This window comes from Pseudomonas sp. MBLB4136 (assembly GCF_051904765.1).
Classification (GTDB): Bacteria; Pseudomonadota; Gammaproteobacteria; order Pseudomonadales; family Pseudomonadaceae; genus Aquipseudomonas.
Genome location: NZ_CP196713.1, coordinates 3,542,046 through 3,560,891 on the forward strand (window position 1 = coordinate 3,542,046; position 18,846 = coordinate 3,560,891).

The 18,846-nt window shown below is 67.0% G+C and carries 23 protein-coding genes; 12 read left to right on the plus strand and 11 right to left on the minus strand.

The window, feature by feature from the left end; translation table 11 throughout:
• Window positions 1-86 precede the first annotated feature (86 nt).
• From ACSX1D_RS16035 to ACSX1D_RS16055, 5 genes are all read right to left on the minus strand, one after another.
• The gene (locus ACSX1D_RS16035) at window positions 87-617 is read right to left on the minus strand and encodes a DUF1569 domain-containing protein (protein ID WP_439859455.1); all 531 of its coding nucleotides are present in this window, start codon (window positions 615-617) and stop codon (window positions 87-89) included.
• Window positions 614-1,507, minus strand: a complete 894-nt coding sequence (locus ACSX1D_RS16040; RefSeq protein WP_439859456.1) for an alpha/beta fold hydrolase — start codon at window positions 1,505-1,507, stop codon at window positions 614-616. The genes ACSX1D_RS16035 and ACSX1D_RS16040 overlap by 4 nt, the downstream gene beginning before the upstream one ends.
• Window positions 1,504-2,286, minus strand: coding sequence for a class II aldolase/adducin family protein (locus tag ACSX1D_RS16045; protein WP_439859457.1), 783 nt, complete (start codon window positions 2,284-2,286; stop codon window positions 1,504-1,506). The genes ACSX1D_RS16040 and ACSX1D_RS16045 overlap by 4 nt, the downstream gene beginning before the upstream one ends.
• A 116-nt stretch (window positions 2,287-2,402) precedes the next feature.
• On the minus strand, window positions 2,403-2,870 hold the full coding sequence (locus tag ACSX1D_RS16050) for a cupin domain-containing protein (RefSeq protein WP_439859458.1): 468 nt from the start codon (window positions 2,868-2,870) through the stop codon (window positions 2,403-2,405).
• Window positions 2,870-3,322 (minus strand): flavodoxin, encoded by a 453-nt coding sequence (locus ACSX1D_RS16055; RefSeq protein WP_439859459.1) that lies wholly within the window; start codon window positions 3,320-3,322, stop codon window positions 2,870-2,872. The genes ACSX1D_RS16050 and ACSX1D_RS16055 overlap by 1 nt, the downstream gene beginning before the upstream one ends.
• 103 nt (window positions 3,323-3,425) lie before the next feature.
• On the opposite strand from ACSX1D_RS16055, the gene ACSX1D_RS16060 reads away from it, so the two are divergent.
• On the plus strand, window positions 3,426-3,878 hold the full coding sequence (locus ACSX1D_RS16060) for a PAS domain-containing protein (protein WP_439859460.1): 453 nt from the start codon (window positions 3,426-3,428) through the stop codon (window positions 3,876-3,878).
• Between the two features lie 56 nt (window positions 3,879-3,934).
• Entirely contained in the window at window positions 3,935-4,540 is a 606-nt protein-coding gene (locus ACSX1D_RS16065) for a hypothetical protein (protein WP_439859461.1), read from the plus strand.
• 375 nt (window positions 4,541-4,915) lie between these two features.
• Here ACSX1D_RS16065 and ACSX1D_RS16070 read toward each other — a convergent pair whose 3' ends face one another.
• A complete protein-coding gene (locus ACSX1D_RS16070) occupies window positions 4,916-5,869 on the minus strand; it encodes a MerR family transcriptional regulator (RefSeq protein WP_439859462.1) in 954 nt (317 codons plus the stop codon).
• A 292-nt stretch (window positions 5,870-6,161) separates the two neighbouring features.
• On the opposite strand from ACSX1D_RS16070, the gene ACSX1D_RS16075 reads away from it, so the two are divergent.
• The 6 genes from ACSX1D_RS16075 to ACSX1D_RS16100 all read left to right on the plus strand — a co-directional run bounded on the left by ACSX1D_RS16075 (window position 6,162) and on the right by ACSX1D_RS16100 (window position 9,528).
• Entirely contained in the window at window positions 6,162-6,731 is a 570-nt protein-coding gene (locus ACSX1D_RS16075) for an antibiotic biosynthesis monooxygenase (RefSeq protein WP_439859463.1), read from the plus strand.
• A 387-nt stretch (window positions 6,732-7,118) separates the two neighbouring features.
• Window positions 7,119-7,829, plus strand: a complete 711-nt coding sequence (gene folM, locus ACSX1D_RS16080; protein WP_439859464.1) for a dihydromonapterin reductase — start codon at window positions 7,119-7,121, stop codon at window positions 7,827-7,829.
• 22 nt (window positions 7,830-7,851) lie between these two features.
• The gene (folE, locus tag ACSX1D_RS16085) at window positions 7,852-8,412 is read left to right on the plus strand and encodes a GTP cyclohydrolase I FolE (RefSeq protein ID WP_439859465.1); all 561 of its coding nucleotides are present in this window, start codon (window positions 7,852-7,854) and stop codon (window positions 8,410-8,412) included.
• Between the two features lie 2 nt (window positions 8,413-8,414).
• Window positions 8,415-8,786 carry a dihydroneopterin triphosphate 2'-epimerase gene (folX, locus tag ACSX1D_RS16090; protein WP_439859466.1) on the plus strand — a complete coding sequence of 124 codons (372 nt, stop codon included), beginning with the start codon at window positions 8,415-8,417 and terminating at the stop codon, window positions 8,784-8,786.
• A 110-nt stretch (window positions 8,787-8,896) separates the two neighbouring features.
• Window positions 8,897-9,190, plus strand: coding sequence for a DUF1244 domain-containing protein (locus tag ACSX1D_RS16095; RefSeq protein WP_439859467.1), 294 nt, complete (start codon window positions 8,897-8,899; stop codon window positions 9,188-9,190).
• Entirely contained in the window at window positions 9,187-9,528 is a 342-nt protein-coding gene (locus tag ACSX1D_RS16100) for a HopJ type III effector protein (RefSeq protein WP_439859468.1), read from the plus strand. Before ACSX1D_RS16095 ends, ACSX1D_RS16100 begins: the two co-directional genes overlap by 4 nt.
• Before the next feature lie 69 nt (window positions 9,529-9,597).
• Here the strand turns inward: ACSX1D_RS16100 and trxB are convergent, their stop codons facing one another.
• Window positions 9,598-10,545 carry a thioredoxin-disulfide reductase gene (gene trxB, locus ACSX1D_RS16105; RefSeq protein WP_439859469.1) on the minus strand — a complete coding sequence of 316 codons (948 nt, stop codon included), beginning with the start codon at window positions 10,543-10,545 and terminating at the stop codon, window positions 9,598-9,600.
• Window positions 10,546-10,863: 318 nt separating this feature from the next.
• Here trxB and cysZ point away from each other — a divergent pair, with 318 nt between their 5' ends.
• The 3 genes from cysZ to ACSX1D_RS16120 all read left to right on the plus strand — a co-directional run bounded on the left by cysZ (window position 10,864) and on the right by ACSX1D_RS16120 (window position 15,356).
• Complete coding sequence (gene cysZ, locus ACSX1D_RS16110) at window positions 10,864-11,619, plus strand: sulfate transporter CysZ (RefSeq protein ID WP_439859470.1); 756 nt, start codon at window positions 10,864-10,866, stop codon at window positions 11,617-11,619.
• 39 nt (window positions 11,620-11,658) lie between these two features.
• On the plus strand, window positions 11,659-12,852 hold the full coding sequence (locus tag ACSX1D_RS16115) for a glycosyltransferase family 4 protein (protein ID WP_439859471.1): 1,194 nt from the start codon (window positions 11,659-11,661) through the stop codon (window positions 12,850-12,852).
• A gap of 419 nt (window positions 12,853-13,271) precedes the next feature.
• Window positions 13,272-15,356, plus strand: coding sequence for a TonB-dependent receptor family protein (locus ACSX1D_RS16120; RefSeq protein ID WP_439859472.1), 2,085 nt, complete (start codon window positions 13,272-13,274; stop codon window positions 15,354-15,356).
• 128 nt (window positions 15,357-15,484) lie between these two features.
• On the opposite strand, the gene ACSX1D_RS16125 is transcribed toward ACSX1D_RS16120, so the two are convergent.
• The 4 genes from ACSX1D_RS16125 to ACSX1D_RS16140 all read right to left on the minus strand — a co-directional run bounded on the left by ACSX1D_RS16125 (window position 15,485) and on the right by ACSX1D_RS16140 (window position 18,518).
• The gene (locus ACSX1D_RS16125; protein ID WP_439859473.1) at window positions 15,485-16,594 is read right to left on the minus strand and encodes an NADH:flavin oxidoreductase; all 1,110 of its coding nucleotides are present in this window, start codon (window positions 16,592-16,594) and stop codon (window positions 15,485-15,487) included.
• 56 nt (window positions 16,595-16,650) lie between these two features.
• Window positions 16,651-17,244, minus strand: coding sequence for a TetR/AcrR family transcriptional regulator (locus ACSX1D_RS16130; RefSeq protein WP_439859474.1), 594 nt, complete (start codon window positions 17,242-17,244; stop codon window positions 16,651-16,653).
• A gap of 155 nt (window positions 17,245-17,399) precedes the next feature.
• On the minus strand, window positions 17,400-17,882 hold the full coding sequence (locus tag ACSX1D_RS16135) for a glutathione peroxidase (protein ID WP_439859475.1): 483 nt from the start codon (window positions 17,880-17,882) through the stop codon (window positions 17,400-17,402).
• A gap of 150 nt (window positions 17,883-18,032) precedes the next feature.
• Window positions 18,033-18,518, minus strand: coding sequence for an FKBP-type peptidyl-prolyl cis-trans isomerase (locus ACSX1D_RS16140; protein ID WP_439859476.1), 486 nt, complete (start codon window positions 18,516-18,518; stop codon window positions 18,033-18,035).
• Here ACSX1D_RS16140 and ACSX1D_RS16145 point away from each other — a divergent pair.
• The gene (locus tag ACSX1D_RS16145) at window positions 18,487-18,837 is read left to right on the plus strand and encodes a DUF3565 domain-containing protein (RefSeq protein ID WP_439859477.1); all 351 of its coding nucleotides are present in this window, start codon (window positions 18,487-18,489) and stop codon (window positions 18,835-18,837) included. The genes ACSX1D_RS16140 and ACSX1D_RS16145 overlap by 32 nt on opposite strands.
• Window positions 18,838-18,846: the final 9 nt, after the last annotated feature.

An 18,846-nucleotide genomic window follows, 5' to 3' on the forward strand; every position in this document is an offset into this window, starting at 1 on the left:
GAGTGTCCAGCAGGTCATCGATGGTCACAAGCAAGCCGGCGCCGCTGAATGGCAGCCGATAAGGCTGCGGGATGCCCTCCCCGGATTCAGGCCGGCCTGATCAGGCTCAGGTGGTTGTACAGGTGCAGCACATGGGCCTGGGCATACTCGGCATGGCTCAGCTGGCCGTAGGCGAAGTGCGGGCGCAACTGGCCTCGATGCCCGGCGAACACGTCGAAGGCGCGCTGCAAGCGCTGCAAGGCCAGGGCCTGGCTGGCCGGTTCGCTCAGCGGCGCGGCCCCCGGTATGGCTTCGCTGAGCGGATGACGCATGGCGCCGCGGGCGGCGAATACACCGAAGGCCAGCGCCCCGGCACTGGCGCGGAACCAGGCCGGCTTGAGTTCGGGATAGCCACTGATGGAGTACTCGATGCTCTGGGCGCAGTGATTGAACACCTCGACCGGGCTCCAGCCCTCGAGGCTGACCAGGGGGCGATCGGCCAGGTCGGCCAGTACCCGCTGCGCGCCCGCCAGGCTCAGCTCGCCCGGCGCTTCGCCGCGTCCCAGGCACCAGTAGCCGCCACCGGCCACCACCACGGCGCCCAACGCCCCCAGCTTGAGCAGGTGGCGCCTGTTCATGCCCGCTCCTCCAGCGCCTGCCTGAAGCGCAGATAATGCTGCAGCACCAGGGCCGGCGCCTCGGTCTGCGGGTAGTGGCCGATACCCTCCAGGGACACCGTGTCCGGCGCCGGGATCAACTCACGGTAGCGCGCCAGCATGTGCGCCCCGGATATCGGGTCGGCGGCGCCGTCGATCAGCCGCAACGGCACCGCGCCCCGCTGCATGGCCGCCAGCCAGCGCTGGCGCTGCGCGCGCCGCTCCGGCATGTAGCGGATCAGCCGGTGCATCACCGCCGGCCCGTCGTTGTGCGCGATCAGGCGCCAGAAGTCATCCAGCTCGGTCTCGCTGGGCTGGGTCTGCGGGCCGAACACCCGGGAAAAATTGGCCGCCAGCTTGCGTCGATTGAACAGCCTGCCGATCAGCTCTCCCAGGGGACTCAGCAGCAGGCGCTGGACCAGCACCGGCCGGTGGGTCTCGGGGAACAGGCCACCATTGAGGAACACGCAGCTGGCCAGCCGCAGGCGCCCTTCGTGATGCCGCGCCAGCAATTCCTGGGCTACGCTGTCGCCGTAGTCGTGGGCCAGCACGTGCACGCCACCGCCGATCCCCAGGTGCGCCAGCAAGGCCTGCTGCAGGTCGGCCTGCTCCAGCAGGCTGTAGGCATGGCCGCGCGGCTTGGCCGAATAGCCGAAGCCGAGCATGTCGCAGGCGATCAGCCGGTATTTCTGCGCCAGTGGCTGCCACAGGTAATGCCAGTCCCAACTGGCGGTGGGAAAGCCGTGGATCAGCAGCAGCGGCTCGGCACTCTCGGCGCCGGCGCTCCAGTAGCGCATGGCGTGGCCGCGAAAGGCGAAGCCCTGGCCACGCGCCCGCCAGTCGTCCAGGGCGAGGCCAGCCAGCGCGCTCATTCGGCGTAGCCGGGCAGCTGCGCATCGAGCTTGCGCAGCAGCGCCGGCCACGGCAGCGCGCCGCCCATGCCCTGGGGCGACTTCATCACCCCGGCGACCATGGCCTGGGCGCCGTCGAGAATCTGCCGGGGAATCTGGATCAGCTCGGCGCCGCCGCTCTGCGCCATCACCTGGATCTCGCAGGCGCGCTGCAGGATGAACATCATCAGGAAGGCGTCGGCGATGCTGCCGGCGGCGGTGAGCAGGCCGTGGTTGGGCAGGATCATGAAGTGCTTGTCGCCCAGGTCGGCCTGCAGCCGGGCCTTCTCGTCGTGGTTCAGCGCCACCCCCTCGTAGCCGTGGTAGGCCAGGCTCGACAGCACGAACAGCGACTGTTGCGACAGCGGCAGCAGGCCCTGCTTCTGCGCCGACACGGCGATGCCGGCGGCGGTGTGGATATGCAGCACGCAGGCCACATCGTGGCGCACCTCGTGCACCGCGCTGTGGATGGTGTAGCCGGCCGGGTTGATGTCGAAGGGGCTGTCCATCAGCTTGTTGCCGGCCAGATCGATCTTCACCAGGCTGGAGGCGGTGATCTCGTGGAACATCAGGCCGTAGGGGTTGATCAGGAACTCTTCGCGGCCCGGCAGCTTGGCCGAGATGTGGGTGAAGATCAGGTCATCCCAGCCGTACAGGGCGATCAGTCGATAGCAGGCGGCCAGGTCGACACGGGCCTGCCATTCGGCGGCGGACACCTGGTCCTTGAGGTTCACGACAGGCAGGGCATGGGCTTGGGTCACGGCAGCCTCCTCGGCGGTTATCAGTCTGCGACTGCCGAGGAGTCTAGCGAGGCGCGCGGCGACCGTGAGTCGCCCTGCCGGCCAGCTTAGTGACCCAACGGGTCAGCGCGGCGCCTCTAGAACAATTCCGGGTACTGCCGGCGCAGCAGCGGCCAGGCCGCCTGGGCGGCGGCATCCTCGCTGAGCAGCTGGAAACCGGCGAAATCGAAGCCCGGCGCCACCGTGCAGCCGACCAGGCTGAAGTCGCCGAGGCTGCGCGCCGCCTGCCAGGCCTGAGCCGGCACCGCGCGCTGCGGCAACTGCCCGGTCGCGACCGGGCCGAGGCGTTCGGCGCGGATGCTCGCCGGCGACTCGGCGACCAGCAGCTCCAGCGGCGCGCCCTCGTGGAAGTGCCACAGCTCGTCGGCGTCGACCCGGTGCCAGCGGCTGGCCACGCCGGCCGGCAGCAGGAACAGGATCGCCGTGGAACAGGGTCTGCCGTTCGGCAGGCACTGGGCCGACTCGAACAGCCGCCGATAGTAGCCGCCCTCGGGATGCGCCTGCAGCTGCAGCGCCGCGATCAGCTCGGCCGCGCGCGGATGCATCAGGCCTTCAGCGTGGCGATGAACGCCGCCAGCCAGGGCTCGGCATCGCTCTCCGGGGTGACGCTCTCGCTGGCATCCAGGCGCAGCATCTCGGCGACCTCGCGGATGCCCAGTTCGGCGTACAGTTCGCGCACCAGTTCGCCACCGCCACAGAAAGTATCGCCGTAGCTGGCGTCGCCCAGGGCGATCACCCCGCCGGGCAGGCCGCTCCAGGCCGGCAGGTGGTCGCGAATGGCAAAGTACAGCGGCTGCAGGTTGTCCGGCAGCTCGCCCATGCCGGTCGTCGAGGTCACCACTAGAAACGCCTCGGGGGCGAACGCCTGAACCTCCGCGAGGCTGGCGCGTGGGTCGTGCCAGGCCTCCAGGCCGGCGTCCTTGAGCAGGCGCTCGGCGTGTCGGGCGACCTCCTCGGCGGTGCCGTAGACCGACCCGGACAGAATGGCGACTTTCATAGAATTGCTCCGTACCAGAGGGAAATCGCCGGGCATTATGCCGCAAGTGGACAGCCCCTCCGGATGTTTTAGAATGCAGCGACATGGACCGGGAATACGCCTCATGATCAACGCCAAACTGCTGCAACTGGTGATCGACGCCTCCAACGACGGCATAGTGGTGGCCGAGCAGGAGGGCGACGACAACATCCTCATCTACGCCAACCCCGCCTTCGAAGAGCTCACCGGCTACAGCAACGATGAGATCCTCTACCGCGACTGCCGCTTTCTGCAGAACGACGACCACGACCAACCGGGCCTGCAAGCCATTCGCTACGCGGTGCAGAACCACCAGCCGTGCCGGCAGGTCATCCGCAACTACCGCAAGGACGGCAGCCTGTTCTGGAACGAGCTGTCGATCACCCCGGTGTTCAACGATGCCGACCAGCTGACCTACTACATCGGCATCCAGAAGGATGTCACCGAGCAGGTGCTTGCCCAGCAGCGGGTCGAGCAGCTGGAAGTCCAGGTGGCCAGCCTCGAGGCCGAATTGGCGCTGCTACGGGCACAGCCCTAACAAAAGGCGAGCTACGCTGTCTCAGAAGGACCAGCCCTTTTGCGTAGTATTCGCCCATGCAAGACCAGCCTCTGCTCACCCAGGCGGAAAGGGACTTCCTCAAACGACTGCAACAGCCGGACAAGGACGCGCGCAAACCGGCGCCCAACCTGCAACTCGACGCCGGCGAGCAGATCAAGGCGTTGCTGGCCAATTGCGCCGCCAACCAGCAGCTGACCATCGAAGCGCACCTGGCCAACCAGCGCCTGACCTTCACCGCCCAGCTGAGCGAAGACGACCAGCACGAACAGCACCTGGAACTCGGCACCCCGCAGATATTCGACGAGGGCCCGGCCAGTCGCGCCTGGCGCCTGCCCCTGGAGCCCGCCGTGGCGCTTAACCAGCGCAACGCCAAGGCCAGCGAGCTGTGGGTCCATGAACTGTCGATGAACGGCCTGCTGATCGAGCACCGCGGCCAGGCCGCGCCGCCCAGGCAGTTCAGCCTGCTGCTGCCGCTGTCCGGACAGAAGCCGATCGCCATCGACGGCGTGCTGGTACGCCGCACCGGCAGCGGCCTGCTGGCCTACCGGCTCAAGGCCCTGGGCCAACGCGGCAGCGATCGCCTGCTGCAATTCATCTACCAGCAGCACCGGCTGCGCTTCCCGGATGTCCATCGCACCTGATCAGGTGCAGCTCGACGCCAGACAAAAAAAGACCCGCGAAAGCGCGGGTCGAGTGCTTGGCAGGGTCTGAGCCCTTCTCGGGATAAAAAGTCCGACAGCCAATGATTCCAAGCGAGGATGGCAGTCCAGCGGAGGACGGCTGTCGGAGTACGCATTGGGAGCATGCGCTGGGGCGTCGTCGCAACCGCCTAGCGCCCGAAAAACCTATACAATAAATTTTAATGTACAATATTTGCACAACAAAACCCCACAACAGGCAAGGACTACCTGCACAGAGCGTACAGTGAAAAGCGGGGGTCCAGGACCAGAGGCGGCGACCCCCTGAGCGTGCAGCAGCCAAGGGCTAGCCGCATGCGGAGCGCGTGACAGCGGAGCTCAGGTATCCAGGTGACCGGCGAGGAACTGCTGCAGACGCCGTTGCATCAGGCGCCCCTCGCTGCCCAGGCAGGCGATGGGCGAGCCGTGCAGGCTGTCTTCGGCCAGGTCCGCGCCTTCACCGGCCAGCACCAGCGGGCAATCCACCGCCAGCGCCAGGCGCGACAGCAAGCGCGGCAGCTCGCTGCTCGGCGGCTGGTTGGAAAACAGCACCAGGGCCTGCGGCTGCACCTTGTCGCAGACCAGCGCCAGCTCTTCCAGCGGCTGCCCCAGCCCCAGCACAGTCACGCCCACCTCCGGACCGCCGAGCAGCAAGCCGGCCACCAGCAGCTGCAACTCGCGACAGTGGCCAGGCAGGGCGGCGAGCAGCACGCGCTCCTCGACCTGGGCGCGCAGGTTCTGCAAGCGCTGCAAAACCCGGGCGCGCAGGAAGGTATCGAGGAACAACCACTCGCTGGTCTGGCCGTAGTCGTCCTGGCGGATCAGCAGCTCCTGCCACAGCGGCATCAGCACATCCTGGAACACCACCGGCAACGGGTAACTGGCGAACACCTGGCCGTACAGCTGCTCGAGCCTGGGCTCGTCGAAATTGCCGATCGCCCGGCGCAGCTGCGCCTGCCAGTCGGCCCACTCCCCCGAGGTGACCTCCTGATAGACCGGGGTCGAGGCGGCCTTGGTGGCACTGCTCTTGGCCAGGATCTTGCCGACCTTGCTGACCGCCACGCCGCGTTCGATCCACGCCAGGATGCTGCGCACCGACTCAATATCGGCCTGGGAATACAGGCGATGGCCGCTTTCCGTGCGGGTCGGCTGGATCAGCCCGTAACGCCGCTCCCAGGCACGCAAGGTCACCGGATTGACCCCGGTCAGGCGCGACACTTCACGGATGGGGAACAGCTCTTCCTGCTTGAGGGCACTGGAAGCGAGGGAGGGGGCACCAGCGAGATCGGACATGGGGCACTATCGCGACGGAAAAGGTTGCCGGCATTGTAACCCAGCGTCGGGCACCTTACATTGTACAAAGTTTGTACAGCATATCCGCCCCCCCTTTCGGGCGCCGAGCCTCCAGACTCAGGACCAGCGCCTGACCGCTGGTCAGCAAAAGCACGAACGGCCTCGGCATGCTGGCTAATTTCGCAGAAAACGGAATAATCCTTGCCTGTCATTTACACGCAGCCCATCACCCCGGGCTGCGTGCCGCGCGTCCCCTACCCGGATGACGCGCCGATCGCAATGGAGATACACAATGTCTGCAGAACCCGTCACCCTGATGGTGGCGCGCCGCGTCGCCAGCGGCCGCTATCACGACCTGATCGCCTGGCTGCATGAAGGCGAACAGCTGGCCACCGACTTTCCCGGCTACCTGGGCTCCGGCGTACTGGCCCCGCCACCGGGCGATGACGAGTTCCAGATCGTCTTCCGCTTCGCCGACCAGCAGACCCTGGCCTCCTGGGAGCACTCCGCCTCGCGCCGCGCCTGGCTCGAGCGCGGCAGCGGCCTGTTCGCCCAGCCCCAGGAGCGCCGGGCCATCGGCCTCGATGCCTGGTTCGGCGCCAGCCATCGGCAAGCGCCGCGCTGGAAGCAGAGCATCGCCATCTGGCTGGCCTTCTTCCCGGTGTCACTGGCCTTCAACCTGGTATTCGGCAGCGCCCTGGCGGACGTCTCGCTGCTGCCGCGCATACTGCTCACCACCCTGGCCCTGACCCCGCTGATGACCTACCTGTTCATCCCGCTGGTCACGCGCCTGCTGGCGCCCTGGCTGCAGCGCGACAGCGCCGCTCCCCTGCACCGTCCCAGCGCCGCCGCGGGGCGCTGACGCCGGAGCGACAGGAGCACACCAGGATCAGCCCGTTACAAGACGGGCTTGGCGCTGTGCTCGTCCGCAGCAACACCGGCTCGTCCCCACCCACGCCGGGCGGCGCTGCGCAACGGCCAGGTGCCCCACCACATCTGTACAACAAAAACATTATTGTACAGCACCAGGACAAGTTTTCACGGCATCTGCGCATCCCCGCAAACGCCATACAACTCAATCAAATAGCCTGTCCATGAGGGCGCGGAAGCGATTCCGGCTCGCCCAAGGCTTGTACAAAAAAGCGCTGTGGTATAAGTTTGCCGCTGGTTCAGTCGACACCGCGCCGTACTGGTCAGGTACCCGGTCTCGGTGCCGCTGAGCCTCTTAATCACTACTCCGAGCCCAAGCATGAGCGCGAGCCCAGCCCCCATCCTGATTACCGGCGCCAGCCAGCGGGTCGGCCTGCACTGTGCCGAGCGATTGCTCGAGGAGGGTCACCCGGTGATCGTGACCTTCCGCAGCGAGCGCGAGGGACTGCAGCGCTTGCGCGCGATGGGCGCGCTGACGCTGCCGGCCGACTTCTCGGACGAGGCCGGCATCCTCGCCTTCATCGAACAGCTGAAGCAGCACACCGACCGCCTGCGGGCGATCGTGCACAACGCCTCCGCCTGGCTGAGCGCCGCCCCCGGCCAGGAAGCCGCGGTGTTCCAGCAGCTGTTCAGCGTGCACATGCTGGCGCCCTACCTGATCAACCTGCACTGCGCGGACCTGCTGCGCCGCTCGACGCCGGCCGACATCGTCCACATCAGCGACGATGTGGCACGCAAGGGCAGCGCCAAGCGCGCGGCCTATTGCGCCAGCAAGGCCGGACTGGACAGCCTGACCCTGTCCTTCGCCGCCCAGTTCGCCCCGCAGATCAAGGTCAACGGCATCGCCCCGGCCCTGATCATGTTCAACCCCGAGGACGACGCCGAGTACCGCGCCAAGACCCTCGACAAATCCGTGCTGGGCATCGAGCCCGGACCGCAGGTGATCTACCAGAGCCTGCGCTACCTGCTGGACAACCCCTACGTGACCGGCACCACCCTCACCGTCAACGGCGGCCGCCACCTCAAATGAGGCGCGCCGCGAGGACCCTGCGATGAACCCACCCATGTCCAACCACTACCGCGAGATCCTCATCGGCGTCGGCGAGGACCCCGAGCGCGAAGGCCTGCTGGACACGCCGAAGCGCGCGGCCAAGGCCATGCAGTACCTCTGCCACGGCTACCAGACCAGCCTCGAGGAGGTGGTCAACGGCGCGCTGTTCGCCTCCGACAACGACGAGATGGTGATGGTCAAGGACGTCGAGCTGTACTCGCTGTGCGAGCACCACCTGCTGCCCTTCATCGGCAAGGCCCATGTTGCCTATATCCCCACCGGCAAGGTGCTGGGCCTGTCGAAGGTGGCGCGGATCGTCGACATGTTCGCCCGCCGCCTGCAGATCCAGGAGAACCTGACCCGGCAGATCGCCGAGGCGGTGCAGCAGGTCACCAACGCCGCCGGTGTGGCAGTGGTGATCGAGGCCAAGCACATGTGCATGATGATGCGCGGGGTGGAGAAGCAGAACTCGGTGATGAGCACCTCGGTGATGCTCGGCGCCTTCCGCGAGTCGACCAACACCCGCCAGGAATTCCTGCAACTGATCGGACGGAGCCACTGAACATGCCGCGACTGGAACCCGGGATGGCGCGCATCCGCGTCAAGGACCTGCGCCTGCGCACCTACATCGGCATCAAGGAAGAGGAGATCAACAACAAGCAGGACGTGCTGATCAACCTGACCATCCTCTACCCGGCGGTGGACGCGGTGCGCGACAACGACATCGACCACGCACTGAACTACCGCACCATCACCAAGGCGATCATCCAGCACGTCGAAGGCAACCGCTTCGCCCTGCTCGAGCGCCTGACCCAGGAAATCCTCGACCTGGTGATGGAGCACGCCTCGGTGCGTTACGCCGAGGTGGAGGTCGACAAGCCCCACGCCCTGCGTTTCGCCGAATCGGTGTCGATCACCCTCGCCGGCCATCGCTGACTGGCACGGCCGACCACCCGGCGCCGCGCTGCGCCGGGGCATTGCCGTCAGCCAGGCGGGCTCTTATCATCGGCGACCACACAGTCAGCCTGCCCCGAGAGAGCACCGCCATGACCGAGCAAGAACGCCTCGAACTCGAAGCTGCCGCCTTCCGCAGCTTGCTGCAACACCTGCGCAGCCGCCCCGATGTGCAGAACATCGACCTGATGAACCTCGCCGGCTTCTGCCGCAACTGCCTGTCCAAGTGGTACAAGGCCGCCGCCGACGACCTCGGCCTGCAGGTCACCCCGGACCAGGCCCGCGAGGAGATCTACGGCATGCCCTATGCCGAGTGGAAGGCCAAATACCAGAAGGAAGCCAGCGCCGAACAGCAGGCGGCCTTCGACAAGGGCAAGCAGGCATGAGTGCGCTGAACGACTTCCGCGCCCGCCTGCGCAGCGAACAATTCGCCTTCGCCGAGACCCTGGCCTTTATCGCCGAGCACTACGACTACCAGCCGAGCGCCTTCCACAACGGTGCGGTGGAGAATGCCGCCGGGCAGAACGAGGGCTCGTGCAAGACCCTAGGCCTGGCCCTGCTCGAAGGCCTGAGCCTGGAAGAGACCCTGCTGTGCTTCGGCGAACACTACCGCAGCGTGCTGGCCACCCCGAACGGTAGCGACCACGGCAATATCCGCGCCCTGATGGACACCGGCCTGGCCGGCGTGCGCTTCGAGCACCTGCCGCTCGCCCGCAAGGGCTGAGCCCCGAGGCCATAACGCCCGCGCAGAAAAAAGCCCCGCATCTCGCGGGGCTTTTTCGTATCGCTGAACCTATTGGCCGTCGAGGTAGCGCTCCACGTCCAGGGCCGCCATGCAGCCGGCGCCGGCCGAGGTGATGGCCTGGCGGTAGACGTGGTCGGCCACGTCGCCGGCGGCGAACACACCCGGCACATTGGTCGCGGTGGCGTTGCCGTCGCGGCCGCCGTTGACCACCAGATATCCGTCCTTGAGCGCCAGCTGGCCCTCGAACAGCGAGGTGTTCGGCGTATGGCCGATGGCGACGAACAGGCCGTCGACCTTCAGCTCGGCGCTGCTGCCATCGCCCTGCTTCAGGCGCACGCCGGTCACGCCCATGTTGTCGCCCAGCACCTCGTCGACCTCGGCATTGAGGCGCAGCTCGATCTTGCCCTCGGCAATGCGCTCCTTGAGCTTGTCCTGCAGGATCTTCTCGGCGCGGAAGGTCTCGCGGCGGTGCACCAGGGTCACCTTACTGGCGATATTGGCCAGGTACAGCGCCTCCTCCACCGCGGTGTTGCCGCCGCCGACCACCGCCACCTCGCGGTTGCGGTAGAAGAAGCCGTCGCAGGTGGCGCAGGCCGAGACGCCCTTGCCCATGAAGGCTTCCTCGCTCGGCAGGCCCAGGTAGCGGGCGCTGGCGCCGGTGGCGATGATCAGCGCATCGCAGCTGTAGGTGGCGCTGTCGCCGACCAGGGTGAACGGCTTGCCGGCCAGGTCCACGGCATTGATATAGTCGTAGACGATCTCGGTCTCGAAACGCTCGGCGTGCTCCTGCATGCGCTGCATCAGCGCCGGACCGGTGAGGCCATGGACGTCGCCCGGCCAGTTGTCGACCTCGGTGGTGGTGGTCAGCTGGCCGCCGGCCTGCAGGCCGGTGATCAGCAGCGGCTTGAGATTGGCCCGCGCGGCGTAGACCGCGGCGCTGTAGCCGGCCGGGCCGGAACCGAGGATGATCACCCGGGCATGACGTGCTGCAGACATATCTGACTCCTGCCGGTGGCTCGACCGGTGCGAATAAAAGGGGGCTAGCTGAGCACTTGGGGAAGGCTGTGTAGGAGCGCTAGCCACCGAAACGTTGCAACCCCGCTGCGCATCGCGGGCTACGGGGCTGATTGACTGCGGCGCAGGCTACCCAAGCCCGCGAGGCTTAGGAAATACCCTTTGCCAATACGTGGGATAGAGATCGCTAATAACGGCCCGAACGAACCGCTTGCGACAGGTTCATAGAGCGTCCGGCGACTTTCCCCTGCCCGACAAAGCCGGTAAGGTCGGCGCCACGTCCACCTGACGGAGAACCCTATGCCCGCTCCCGTTCTATCCGGCCCGCAATACCTCGGCGAAGGCCTGAAACTGGTGCTCAGCCCTGGCCTGCGGCTGTTCGTACTGCTGCCCCTGGCAATCAACCTGATCCTCTTCGTCGCCCTGGTCGGTTTCGCCGTGCAGCAGTTCGGCGGCTGGGTCGACACCTTCATGCCGAGCCTGCCGGACTGGCTGGGCTTTCTCGAATACCTGCTGTGGCCACTGTTCGTGGTGCTGGTGCTGCTGATGGTGTTCTTCAGCTTCACCATGCTGGCCAACATCATCGCCGCGCCCTTCAACGGCTTCCTCGCCGAAAAGGTCGAGGTGGTGGTACGCGGCGAAGACCCCTTCCCCGCCTTCAGCTGGGGCGAACTGCTGGCCATGGTGCCGCGCACCCTCGGCCGCGAGGCACGCAAGCTGCTGTACTTCCTGCCACGGGCCATCGGCCTGCTGATCCTCACCTTCATCCCGGTGGTCAACCTGATCGCCGCGCCGCTGTGGCTGCTGTTCGGGGTGTGGATGATGGCCATCCAGTACATCGACTACCCGGCGGACAACAACAAGATGAGCTGGCCGGACATGCTCGCCTGGCTGCGCGAGAAGCGCTGGCAGAGCCTGGGGTTCGGCGGCATCACCTACGCCGCGCTGCTGGTGCCGGGGCTGAACATCCTGATGATGCCGGCGGCGGTGGCCGGCGCGACCTTGTTCTGGGTGCGCGAGCGCGGCGAGGGCGCTGTCACCATTACGCAACGTTAAGGTCATATCCGCTACATGGCGGCGGTCGACACTGCCGCCATGAGTACAGCCCCGCTATCCATCGCCCTGATCAGTGAAACCTTCCCGCCGGAGATCAACGGCGTGGCCAACACCCTTGGCCGCCTGGCGCAGGGGCTGCGCGCTCGCGGCCATCGCCTGCAACTGGTGCGCCCCCGGCAGGACAGCGAGCAGAACCGGCCCAGCAGCGAGCAGCTGCTGCTGACCCGCGGCTGGCCAGTGCCCGGCTACCCCGGCCTGCAGTGGGGCCAGGCGGCGCGGCACAAGCTGCTGCGCCACTGGCGGCTGCGGCGCCCGGACGTGGTCTATATCGCCACCGAGGGTCCGTTAGGCCTGTCCGCCCTGCGCGCCGCCCGGCGCCTGCGGATTCCGGTGGTCAGCGGCTTTCACACCAACTTTCAGCTCTACACCAGGCATTACGGCTTCGGCTTGCTGGCCCGTGCCCTGACCGGCTACCTGCGCTGGTTCCACAACCGCTGCCGGATGACCCTGGTGCCGAGTCTCAGCCAGCAGCAGGAGCTGCAGCGCCGCGGCTTCGAGCGCCTGGAGCTGCTGGCGCGTGGCGTCGATGCCCAGTTGTTCCACCCGATAAAGCGCTCAGCGGAACTGCGCCAGGGCTGGGGCCTGGAGGATGACGACATCGCCGTACTGCATGTCGGCCGCCTCGCCGCCGAGAAGAATCTCGGCCTGCTGGTGGCGAGTTTTCGCGCCCTGCAGGCCGCGCACCCGCGACGCCGCCTGCAGCTGATCCTGGTTGGCGACGGTCCGGCGCGGGCCAGCCTCCAGCAGCAACTGCCGGACGCCCGCTTCTGTGGCCTGCAGCGCGGCGAGGCACTGGCCGCGCACTACGCCTCGGGCGACCTGTTCCTGTTTCCCAGCCTCTCGGAAACCTTCGGCAATGTGGTGCTCGAAGCCCAGGCCTCGGGACTCGGCGTGGTGGCCTTCGACCAGGCCGCGGCAGCGCAGCACATCCGCCACGGGCACAGCGGCGTGCTGGCCGGCGCCGGCGACGAACAGGGCTTTATCGCGGCGGCGCAGTGGCTGCTGGCGGATCGAGAAAACCTGCGCCGGGCCCGCCTTAACGCCCGGCAGCACGCCGCGCAGCAGGGCTGGGACGCCATAGTCGAGCGCTTCGAACAGCTGCTGCGCAGCGCCCTGCTCCCAGCCGCCAACGGCCTGCCAGGCGGGGCCGGCATCCTGCTCAAGCGCGAGTAAGCAAAGCCGCAGCCGCCCGTGCCTTGGCGGCCGCCCCCGCTCCGGACAGCAACGACCACTCATCTATCCCCGTACCCGTTTCGCGGAGAACGGCGCGCACTCCGCCACCAGCTCTCCCCGCCGGGCCCGGACGACGCGCAACCGTGGCGCCAGGCGCGAGAGCACAAAGTCATTTACATCACCCAATGAGAATTATTACCATTAGTGAATGACTTTTATTGAATGCACTGCCACCTGCCCAACTGCGCAGCCCGCTCGTACGGGGCGCGTCCAAGCCAGCACCACCAAGTACCACGCCATGGGATCCCGTCCCGGCGATCCGGCCGGTCACGCCCGCCAATCCGGCGCGCTCTAGACCTGCCACCCCTCGGAGGCGCCTCCCGCGCCTCCAAACCCATCGTTAATACTGAGACCCGCTCATGCACAACAGCGCTCGACTTCTTTCATTGCCCCTCAGCCTGCTGACGCTCGCCATCAGCCACGCCGCCCTAGCCGACACAAGCAGCGCCCAGACGGTCCTCGCCCCGACGGTGATCAAGGGCGATGTGCTGGGCACGGCCAGCGACGCCGAAGTGCGCAAATACCCCGGCAGCCGCAGCGTGGTCGGCGCCGAGGATCTGAGCAAGGCCAGCGTGCGCGGCCTCGACGATGCCCTGCAGCGCGTTCCCGGGGTCAAGGTGTTCGACGAGACCGGCACCGGTGCGCTGCCGCAGATCTCCGTGCGCGGTCTCTACGAGAGCCGCAGCGGTCGCGCCCAGGTGCTCTCCGACGGCATCCCGCTGTCTCTGGCACCTTACGGCCAGACCAGCCTGTCGCTATTCCCGCAGACCCTGGCCACGGTCGAGCGCATCGACATCGTGCGCGGCGGCGCCGCCGTGCAGTACGGCCCCAACAACGTCGGCGGGGTGATCAACTTCATCAGCAAACCCATCCCCCGGCAGTGGGAGAGTACCCTGCAGGAACGCGCCACCTTCGCCCCAGGCGGGCGCAGCCTGTGGGACAGCTACCTTGGCACCGGCGGCTACCTCACCGACAACTTCGGCCTGCAACTGGACCTCAACACCGTCACCGGCGAGTACGGCCGCGAGCACTCCGACAGCGAGGTACAGAACTACCGCCTGCGCGGCCAGTGGGACATCGACGACACGCGCAGCCTGAGCTTCGGCGTGCAGCGCTACAAGGCCGACCTGGACCTGGCCGGCGCCCTCAGCGTGGCCGACTACAAGGACGACCCGCGCCAGTCGACCCGCGACCTCGACCGCTTCGAGGGCGACAGCGATCGTGTGTGGGCCACCTACAGCCGGTACCTCGGGGCCATCGGCCCGTTCGACGCGGCGGAGTTCAGCTGGACCAACTTCGCCCAGCACAGCTACCGCAACTTCCTCGTCGGCCTGCCCTTCACCCCCGACGCCACGCCGACCACCTTCCAGGACGCGCCGCGCGACTTCCGCGTCTGGGGCAGCGAGCCGCGCCTGAGCCTGAGCATCGACGGCGACCGCGTCAGCCAGACCTGGCTGCTCGGCGCCCGCCTGGTCAAGGAAGACGTCGACTTCGAGGTCAACCGCCAGAACCTGGGCACAGGCGCGCACAGCGTGATCCGCGACTGGACCTTCGACGACGAGGCCAAGGCCGCCTATGTCAGCAACGAGATCGAGCTGCTCGACGGCCGCCTGACCATCACCCCCGGAGTGCGCTACGAGCATGCGCGCATGGAATACGCCGACGGCGTCAGCGCAGTCGAACGTGACAGTGTCGCCGAGGAGTGGCTGCCCGGCCTGAGTCTGGGCTATCAGCTCAGCGATGCCTGGTTCGCCTATGCCAACGCGCAGAAGTCCCTGCGCGTGCCGCAGATCACCTCCATCGTCAAAGAGGGCGACGTCGCCGCCGAACTGGCCTGGAACTACGAGACGGGCGTGCGCTACACCCCCTGGCAGGGCCTGCGCATCGACTTCGGCCTGTACCGCATCGATTTCGAGGACCAGATCGAATACAACCGCAGCAACGACCGCTTCGAGAACCTCGGCAGCACCCGCCACCAGGGCATCGAGAGCGAGCTGTTCTGGACCCCAGCGGCGCTGCCTGGCCTCGACCTGCATGCCGGCTACGCCTTCCTCGACAGCGAACAGCGCGCCGGCGCCTTCAAGGGCAACGAGGTGCCCTTCGCCTCCCGCCACCAGCTCACGGTGGACGGCCGCTACCGTTTCGCCGGAGTCTGGACCTACACCCTGGACGGCCTCTACGTGAGCCAGGCCTACACCGATGCGGCCAACAGCCGCGACGAGGACGCCAACGCCACCGTCGGCCGGCTGCCGGCCTACTGGCTGTGGAACACCGCCATCGAGCGCGAGTTCAAGCTCGACGACGGCAGTCTGCTGACCACTTCCGCCGGGATCAGCAACCTGTTCGACCGCCAGTACTACTTCCGCGGTATCGACACCAGCCCATGGGGCCGCCAGGCGGCGCCCGGACGCACCCTGACCCTCGGCGTCAACTACCGCTTCTGAGCCCCAGCGCCCGGGTCGGGCCTGGCATTGCCGGGCCCCTCCCGGCCTTTCCCGGGTCGAAAAAAAGCCCCGAAAAACGGGGCTCGAGGAGCGGTGCGCCGTAAGCCGGCGCCCCCTTCAAAACGGTCTCAGGCCAGGCTCATCAGCGCCTCACGACTGAACGGCAGGATGTCCGCCTCGCGGCCATCGCGCACCTTGAGCGCCCAGTCCGGGTCGACCAGCAGGGCGCGCCCCACGGCCACCAGGTCGAACTCCTGCTTGTGCAGGCGCTCCAGCAGCCCCTCGAGCTTGGCCGGCTGGGCGACCTTGTCGGTGTTGACCATGAACTGCAGGAACTCGCCGTCCAGGCCGACGCTGCCGACGGTGATGGTCGGCTTGCCAGTGAGCCTGCGCGTCCAGCCCGCCAGGTTCAGCTCGGAACCGTCGAACTCGGGCTCCCAGAAGCGCCGGGTCGAGCAATGGAAGATATCCACGCCGGCCTCGGAGAGCGGCTTGAGGAAGGCATCCAGGGCTTCCGGGGTTTCCACCAGGCGCGCGCTGTAGTCCTGCTGCTTCCACTGCGAGAAGCGGAAGATGATCGGGAAGTCCGGGCCGACCGCGGCGCGCACCGCCTGGATCAGCTCGATGGCGAAGCGCGAGCGCTGGGCCAGGTCGCCGCCGTATTCGTCGTCGCGCTGGTTGCTGCCGGCCCAGAAGAACTGGTCGATCAGGTAGCCGTGGGCGCCGTGGATCTCCACCCCGTCCATGCCGATGCGCTGGGCATCGCGGGCGGCCTGGGCGAAAGCGGCGATGACCTCCTGGATGTCCGCCTTGCTCATGCCGTGGACGATGACCTTGCCGTCCTTGAGCTTCTCGCTGGGGCCGTAGCCCGGCACCTCGGCGTCCGGCTCGGTGCCGAGCTTGCGCACGTTACCCACATGCCACAGCTGCGGCACGATCTTGCCGCCCTCGGCGTGCACCGCCTCGACCACCTTCTGCCAGCCGGCCAGGGCGTCCTCGCCGTAGAAGCGTGGCACGTTGGGATAGCCGTTGGAGGCCTTGTGGCCGACCGTGGTGCCTTCGGTGACGATCAGGCCGACCCCGGCCGCCGCACGACGGCGGTAGTACTCGATGACCTTGCTGTTGGGCACGCCGCCGGGCGAGAAGGAGCGGGTCATCGGCGCCATCACCACGCGGGTCGGCAGCTCCAGGGCGCCGAGGCTGAAGGGTTGGAACAGGGCTTGTACCGGGGCGTTCATGGTTGCTCCTCTGGGCCGGCCAGGCGACCGGTCGTCTAGTCGATAGGGTGAAAAAATCAGGCCTGCAGCAGGCGCTGCAAACGCAACAGGAAGTCGTCGAGCACGCGGGCATTGCTCGCCACTTTCAGGCGGGTCAGCGCGCCCTGCCAGGCGCTGGCGATAAAGCTCGCCAGGTTGTCGCAGTCCTCGTCCGCGCCCAACTCGCCGGCGGCCTGGGCCTGTTCCAGGCAGTGCCGGAGGATGTCCGCCGAGCGCTGCAGGATGGCGTCCACCTCGGCACCGATGGCCGGCGAAAGCTCGGCCATCTCGAAACTCAGGCTGCCGATGAAGCAGTGGTGCTCTGGGCGCTCCTGGCGGGCGAAGTGCTCCACCAGTTCCCGGTAGTAGCCGAGGATTCGCGCCCGCGGGCTCAGCGCGGCATTGCCCAGGGCCTGCTCGTAGCGCTGCAGGCGCGGCTCGTAGAGCTGGCGCAGGGCCTGCAGGGCGAAGTCTTCCTTGCTGGCGAAGTAGTGGTAGAAGGAGCCCTTGGGCACCCCGGCGGCCTGGACGATTTCCTGCACGCCGGCGCCGTGATAACCACGACGGGTCATCACCTCGGCACCTTTGGCGAGGATCAGGTCACGCTTGTCGAGTCGCAGTCGGCTGTTCATGGCCGCGAGGATATGACCGGTCGTCTCGCCGGCCCAGCACTATTGATGGGGGTGATTAGCCAGGAAAAGCGCGGAAGCTGTTAGCGCAGCGGATCGGCTGCAGGGGGGAGTGGCCGAGCCGAACCGCAGGGAGCGGTCCGACTCGGCCGCGAGACTCAGCCCAGGGCGTTCTCGATTGCCTGGATCAGCGCCGGATCCTCCGGCGTGGTGCGCGGCGAGAAGCGCGCCAGCACCCGGCCATCCGGGCCGACCAGGAACTTCTCGAAGTTCCAGGTGATGTCGCCGGGGAACTCGGCACCCTCGCCGGCCAGCAGGCGGTACAGCGGATGCCGCTCGGGGCCGTTGACCTCCAGCTTGCTGCCCAAGGGAAAGCTCACCCCGTAGTTCAGGCTGCAGAACTCGCGAATGGCCGCCTCGCCATCCGGCTCCTGCCCGGCGAACTGGTTGCACGGCAGGCCCAGCACGCTGAACCCGCGCGACCGGTACTGCTGGTAGAGCTTCTCCAGACCCGCGTACTGGGGCGTCAGGCCGCACTTGGAGGCGACGTTGACCACCAACACCACCTGCCCTTTCAGAGGCGCCAGCGGCAGTTCCTCACCATCCAGCGCACGCAGATTGATGTCGTGAAAGGCACTCATGACGGACTCCTTGAAACTGCAGGGGATAAGGTACCAAGGACAGAAAAGGCGCCGTTGACGGGCGCCTTTTCGTTTAACTCAGCTTAGCAGTCGCGGGCGCAGTCGAGCCAACCATAAGTCGAACTTCGGCGCCGGCATGCCTGCCGCGGATCAGTGGTGGTGACCACCTTCGCCGTGGATGTGACCGTGGGCCACTTCTTCTTCACTGGCGTCACGCACGGCGACGACCTTGACTTGGAAGTTCAGGCGCTGACCGGCCAGCGGGTGGTTGCCGTCGACGATCACGTCGTCGCCGTCCAGCTCGCGAATGGTGACGATCTGCATGCTGCCGTCCGGACCGGAGGCGTGGAACTGCATGCCGACTTCCAGCTCGTCGACGCCTTCGAACATCGAGCGGTTGAGGGTGGCGACCAGCTCGGCGCTGTATTCGCCGTAGGCGTCTTCCGGCTCGACCGCGACGCTCAGCTCGTCACCGGCCTGCTTGCCCAGCAGGGCCTTTTCCAGGCCGCCGATGATATTGCCGGCGCCATGGAGGTAAACCAGCGGCGCGCCGCCAGCGGAACTATCGATCACCTCACCGGCATCGTTGGTCAGGGTATAGTCGATGGAGACGGCCTTGTTGGCGGCGATCAGCATGGGGCGAGACCTTTTGCTTAAGAAGAATGAACGAACAATTCTAACCAAGGGAACGCTCGAAAGCGACCCGAGCGCTGACGGACGGCCAAGCGAAGAACCCGTGCGCCTGCTGGATTTCCGTCAGGACGAGGACGCTCACTGGGTCGCCGTGCTTTCCTGCGGGCACACCCAGCATCTGCGCCACCAGCCGCCCTGGCAGGAGCGCGCCTGGGTCCTCGACCCGGCCAAGCGCGAAGGTCAACGCGGCCAGCGCTTCGCCTGCGGCTGGTGCCAGCGCGCCGCCGTGCAGCCTCCCGACGACGGGCCGGGGGACGGCTAGAACATGACC

Bases quoted from the DNA above. Each gene is read 5' to 3' on its own strand.
- folE (WP_439859465.1), top strand. From the start codon at position 7,852: ATGAACCCACCCATGTCCAACCACTACCGCGAGATCCTCATCGGCGTC.
- ACSX1D_RS16040 (WP_439859456.1), bottom strand. From the start codon at position 1,507: ATGAGCGCGCTGGCTGGCCTCGCCCTGGACGACTGGCGGGCGCGTGGC.
- ACSX1D_RS16115 (WP_439859471.1), top strand. From the start codon at position 11,659: ATGAGTACAGCCCCGCTATCCATCGCCCTGATCAGTGAAACCTTCCCG.
- ACSX1D_RS16070 (WP_439859462.1), bottom strand. From the start codon at position 5,869: ATGTCCGATCTCGCTGGTGCCCCCTCCCTCGCTTCCAGTGCCCTCAAG.
- ACSX1D_RS16050 (WP_439859458.1), bottom strand. From the start codon at position 2,870: ATGCATCCGCGCGCGGCCGAGCTGATCGCGGCGCTGCAGCTGCAGGCG.
- folX (WP_439859466.1), top strand. From the start codon at position 8,415: ATGCCGCGACTGGAACCCGGGATGGCGCGCATCCGCGTCAAGGACCTG.
- ACSX1D_RS16055 (WP_439859459.1), bottom strand. From the start codon at position 3,322: ATGAAAGTCGCCATTCTGTCCGGGTCGGTCTACGGCACCGCCGAGGAG.
- ACSX1D_RS16125 (WP_439859473.1), bottom strand. From the start codon at position 16,594: ATGAACGCCCCGGTACAAGCCCTGTTCCAACCCTTCAGCCTCGGCGCC.
- ACSX1D_RS16130 (WP_439859474.1), bottom strand. From the start codon at position 17,244: ATGAACAGCCGACTGCGACTCGACAAGCGTGACCTGATCCTCGCCAAA.
- ACSX1D_RS16075 (WP_439859463.1), top strand. From the start codon at position 6,162: ATGTCTGCAGAACCCGTCACCCTGATGGTGGCGCGCCGCGTCGCCAGC.
- ACSX1D_RS16140 (WP_439859476.1), bottom strand. From the start codon at position 18,518: ATGCTGATCGCCGCCAACAAGGCCGTCTCCATCGACTATACCCTGACC.
- ACSX1D_RS16135 (WP_439859475.1), bottom strand. From the start codon at position 17,882: ATGAGTGCCTTTCACGACATCAATCTGCGTGCGCTGGATGGTGAGGAA.
- ACSX1D_RS16060 (WP_439859460.1), top strand. From the start codon at position 3,426: ATGATCAACGCCAAACTGCTGCAACTGGTGATCGACGCCTCCAACGAC.
- ACSX1D_RS16035 (WP_439859455.1), bottom strand. From the start codon at position 617: ATGAACAGGCGCCACCTGCTCAAGCTGGGGGCGTTGGGCGCCGTGGTG.
- ACSX1D_RS16145 (WP_439859477.1), top strand. From the start codon at position 18,487: ATGGAGACGGCCTTGTTGGCGGCGATCAGCATGGGGCGAGACCTTTTG.
- ACSX1D_RS16100 (WP_439859468.1), top strand. From the start codon at position 9,187: ATGAGTGCGCTGAACGACTTCCGCGCCCGCCTGCGCAGCGAACAATTC.
- folM (WP_439859464.1), top strand. From the start codon at position 7,119: ATGAGCGCGAGCCCAGCCCCCATCCTGATTACCGGCGCCAGCCAGCGG.
- ACSX1D_RS16120 (WP_439859472.1), top strand. From the start codon at position 13,272: ATGCACAACAGCGCTCGACTTCTTTCATTGCCCCTCAGCCTGCTGACG.
- ACSX1D_RS16065 (WP_439859461.1), top strand. From the start codon at position 3,935: ATGCAAGACCAGCCTCTGCTCACCCAGGCGGAAAGGGACTTCCTCAAA.
- ACSX1D_RS16095 (WP_439859467.1), top strand. From the start codon at position 8,897: ATGACCGAGCAAGAACGCCTCGAACTCGAAGCTGCCGCCTTCCGCAGC.
- cysZ (WP_439859470.1), top strand. From the start codon at position 10,864: ATGCCCGCTCCCGTTCTATCCGGCCCGCAATACCTCGGCGAAGGCCTG.
- trxB (WP_439859469.1), bottom strand. From the start codon at position 10,545: ATGTCTGCAGCACGTCATGCCCGGGTGATCATCCTCGGTTCCGGCCCG.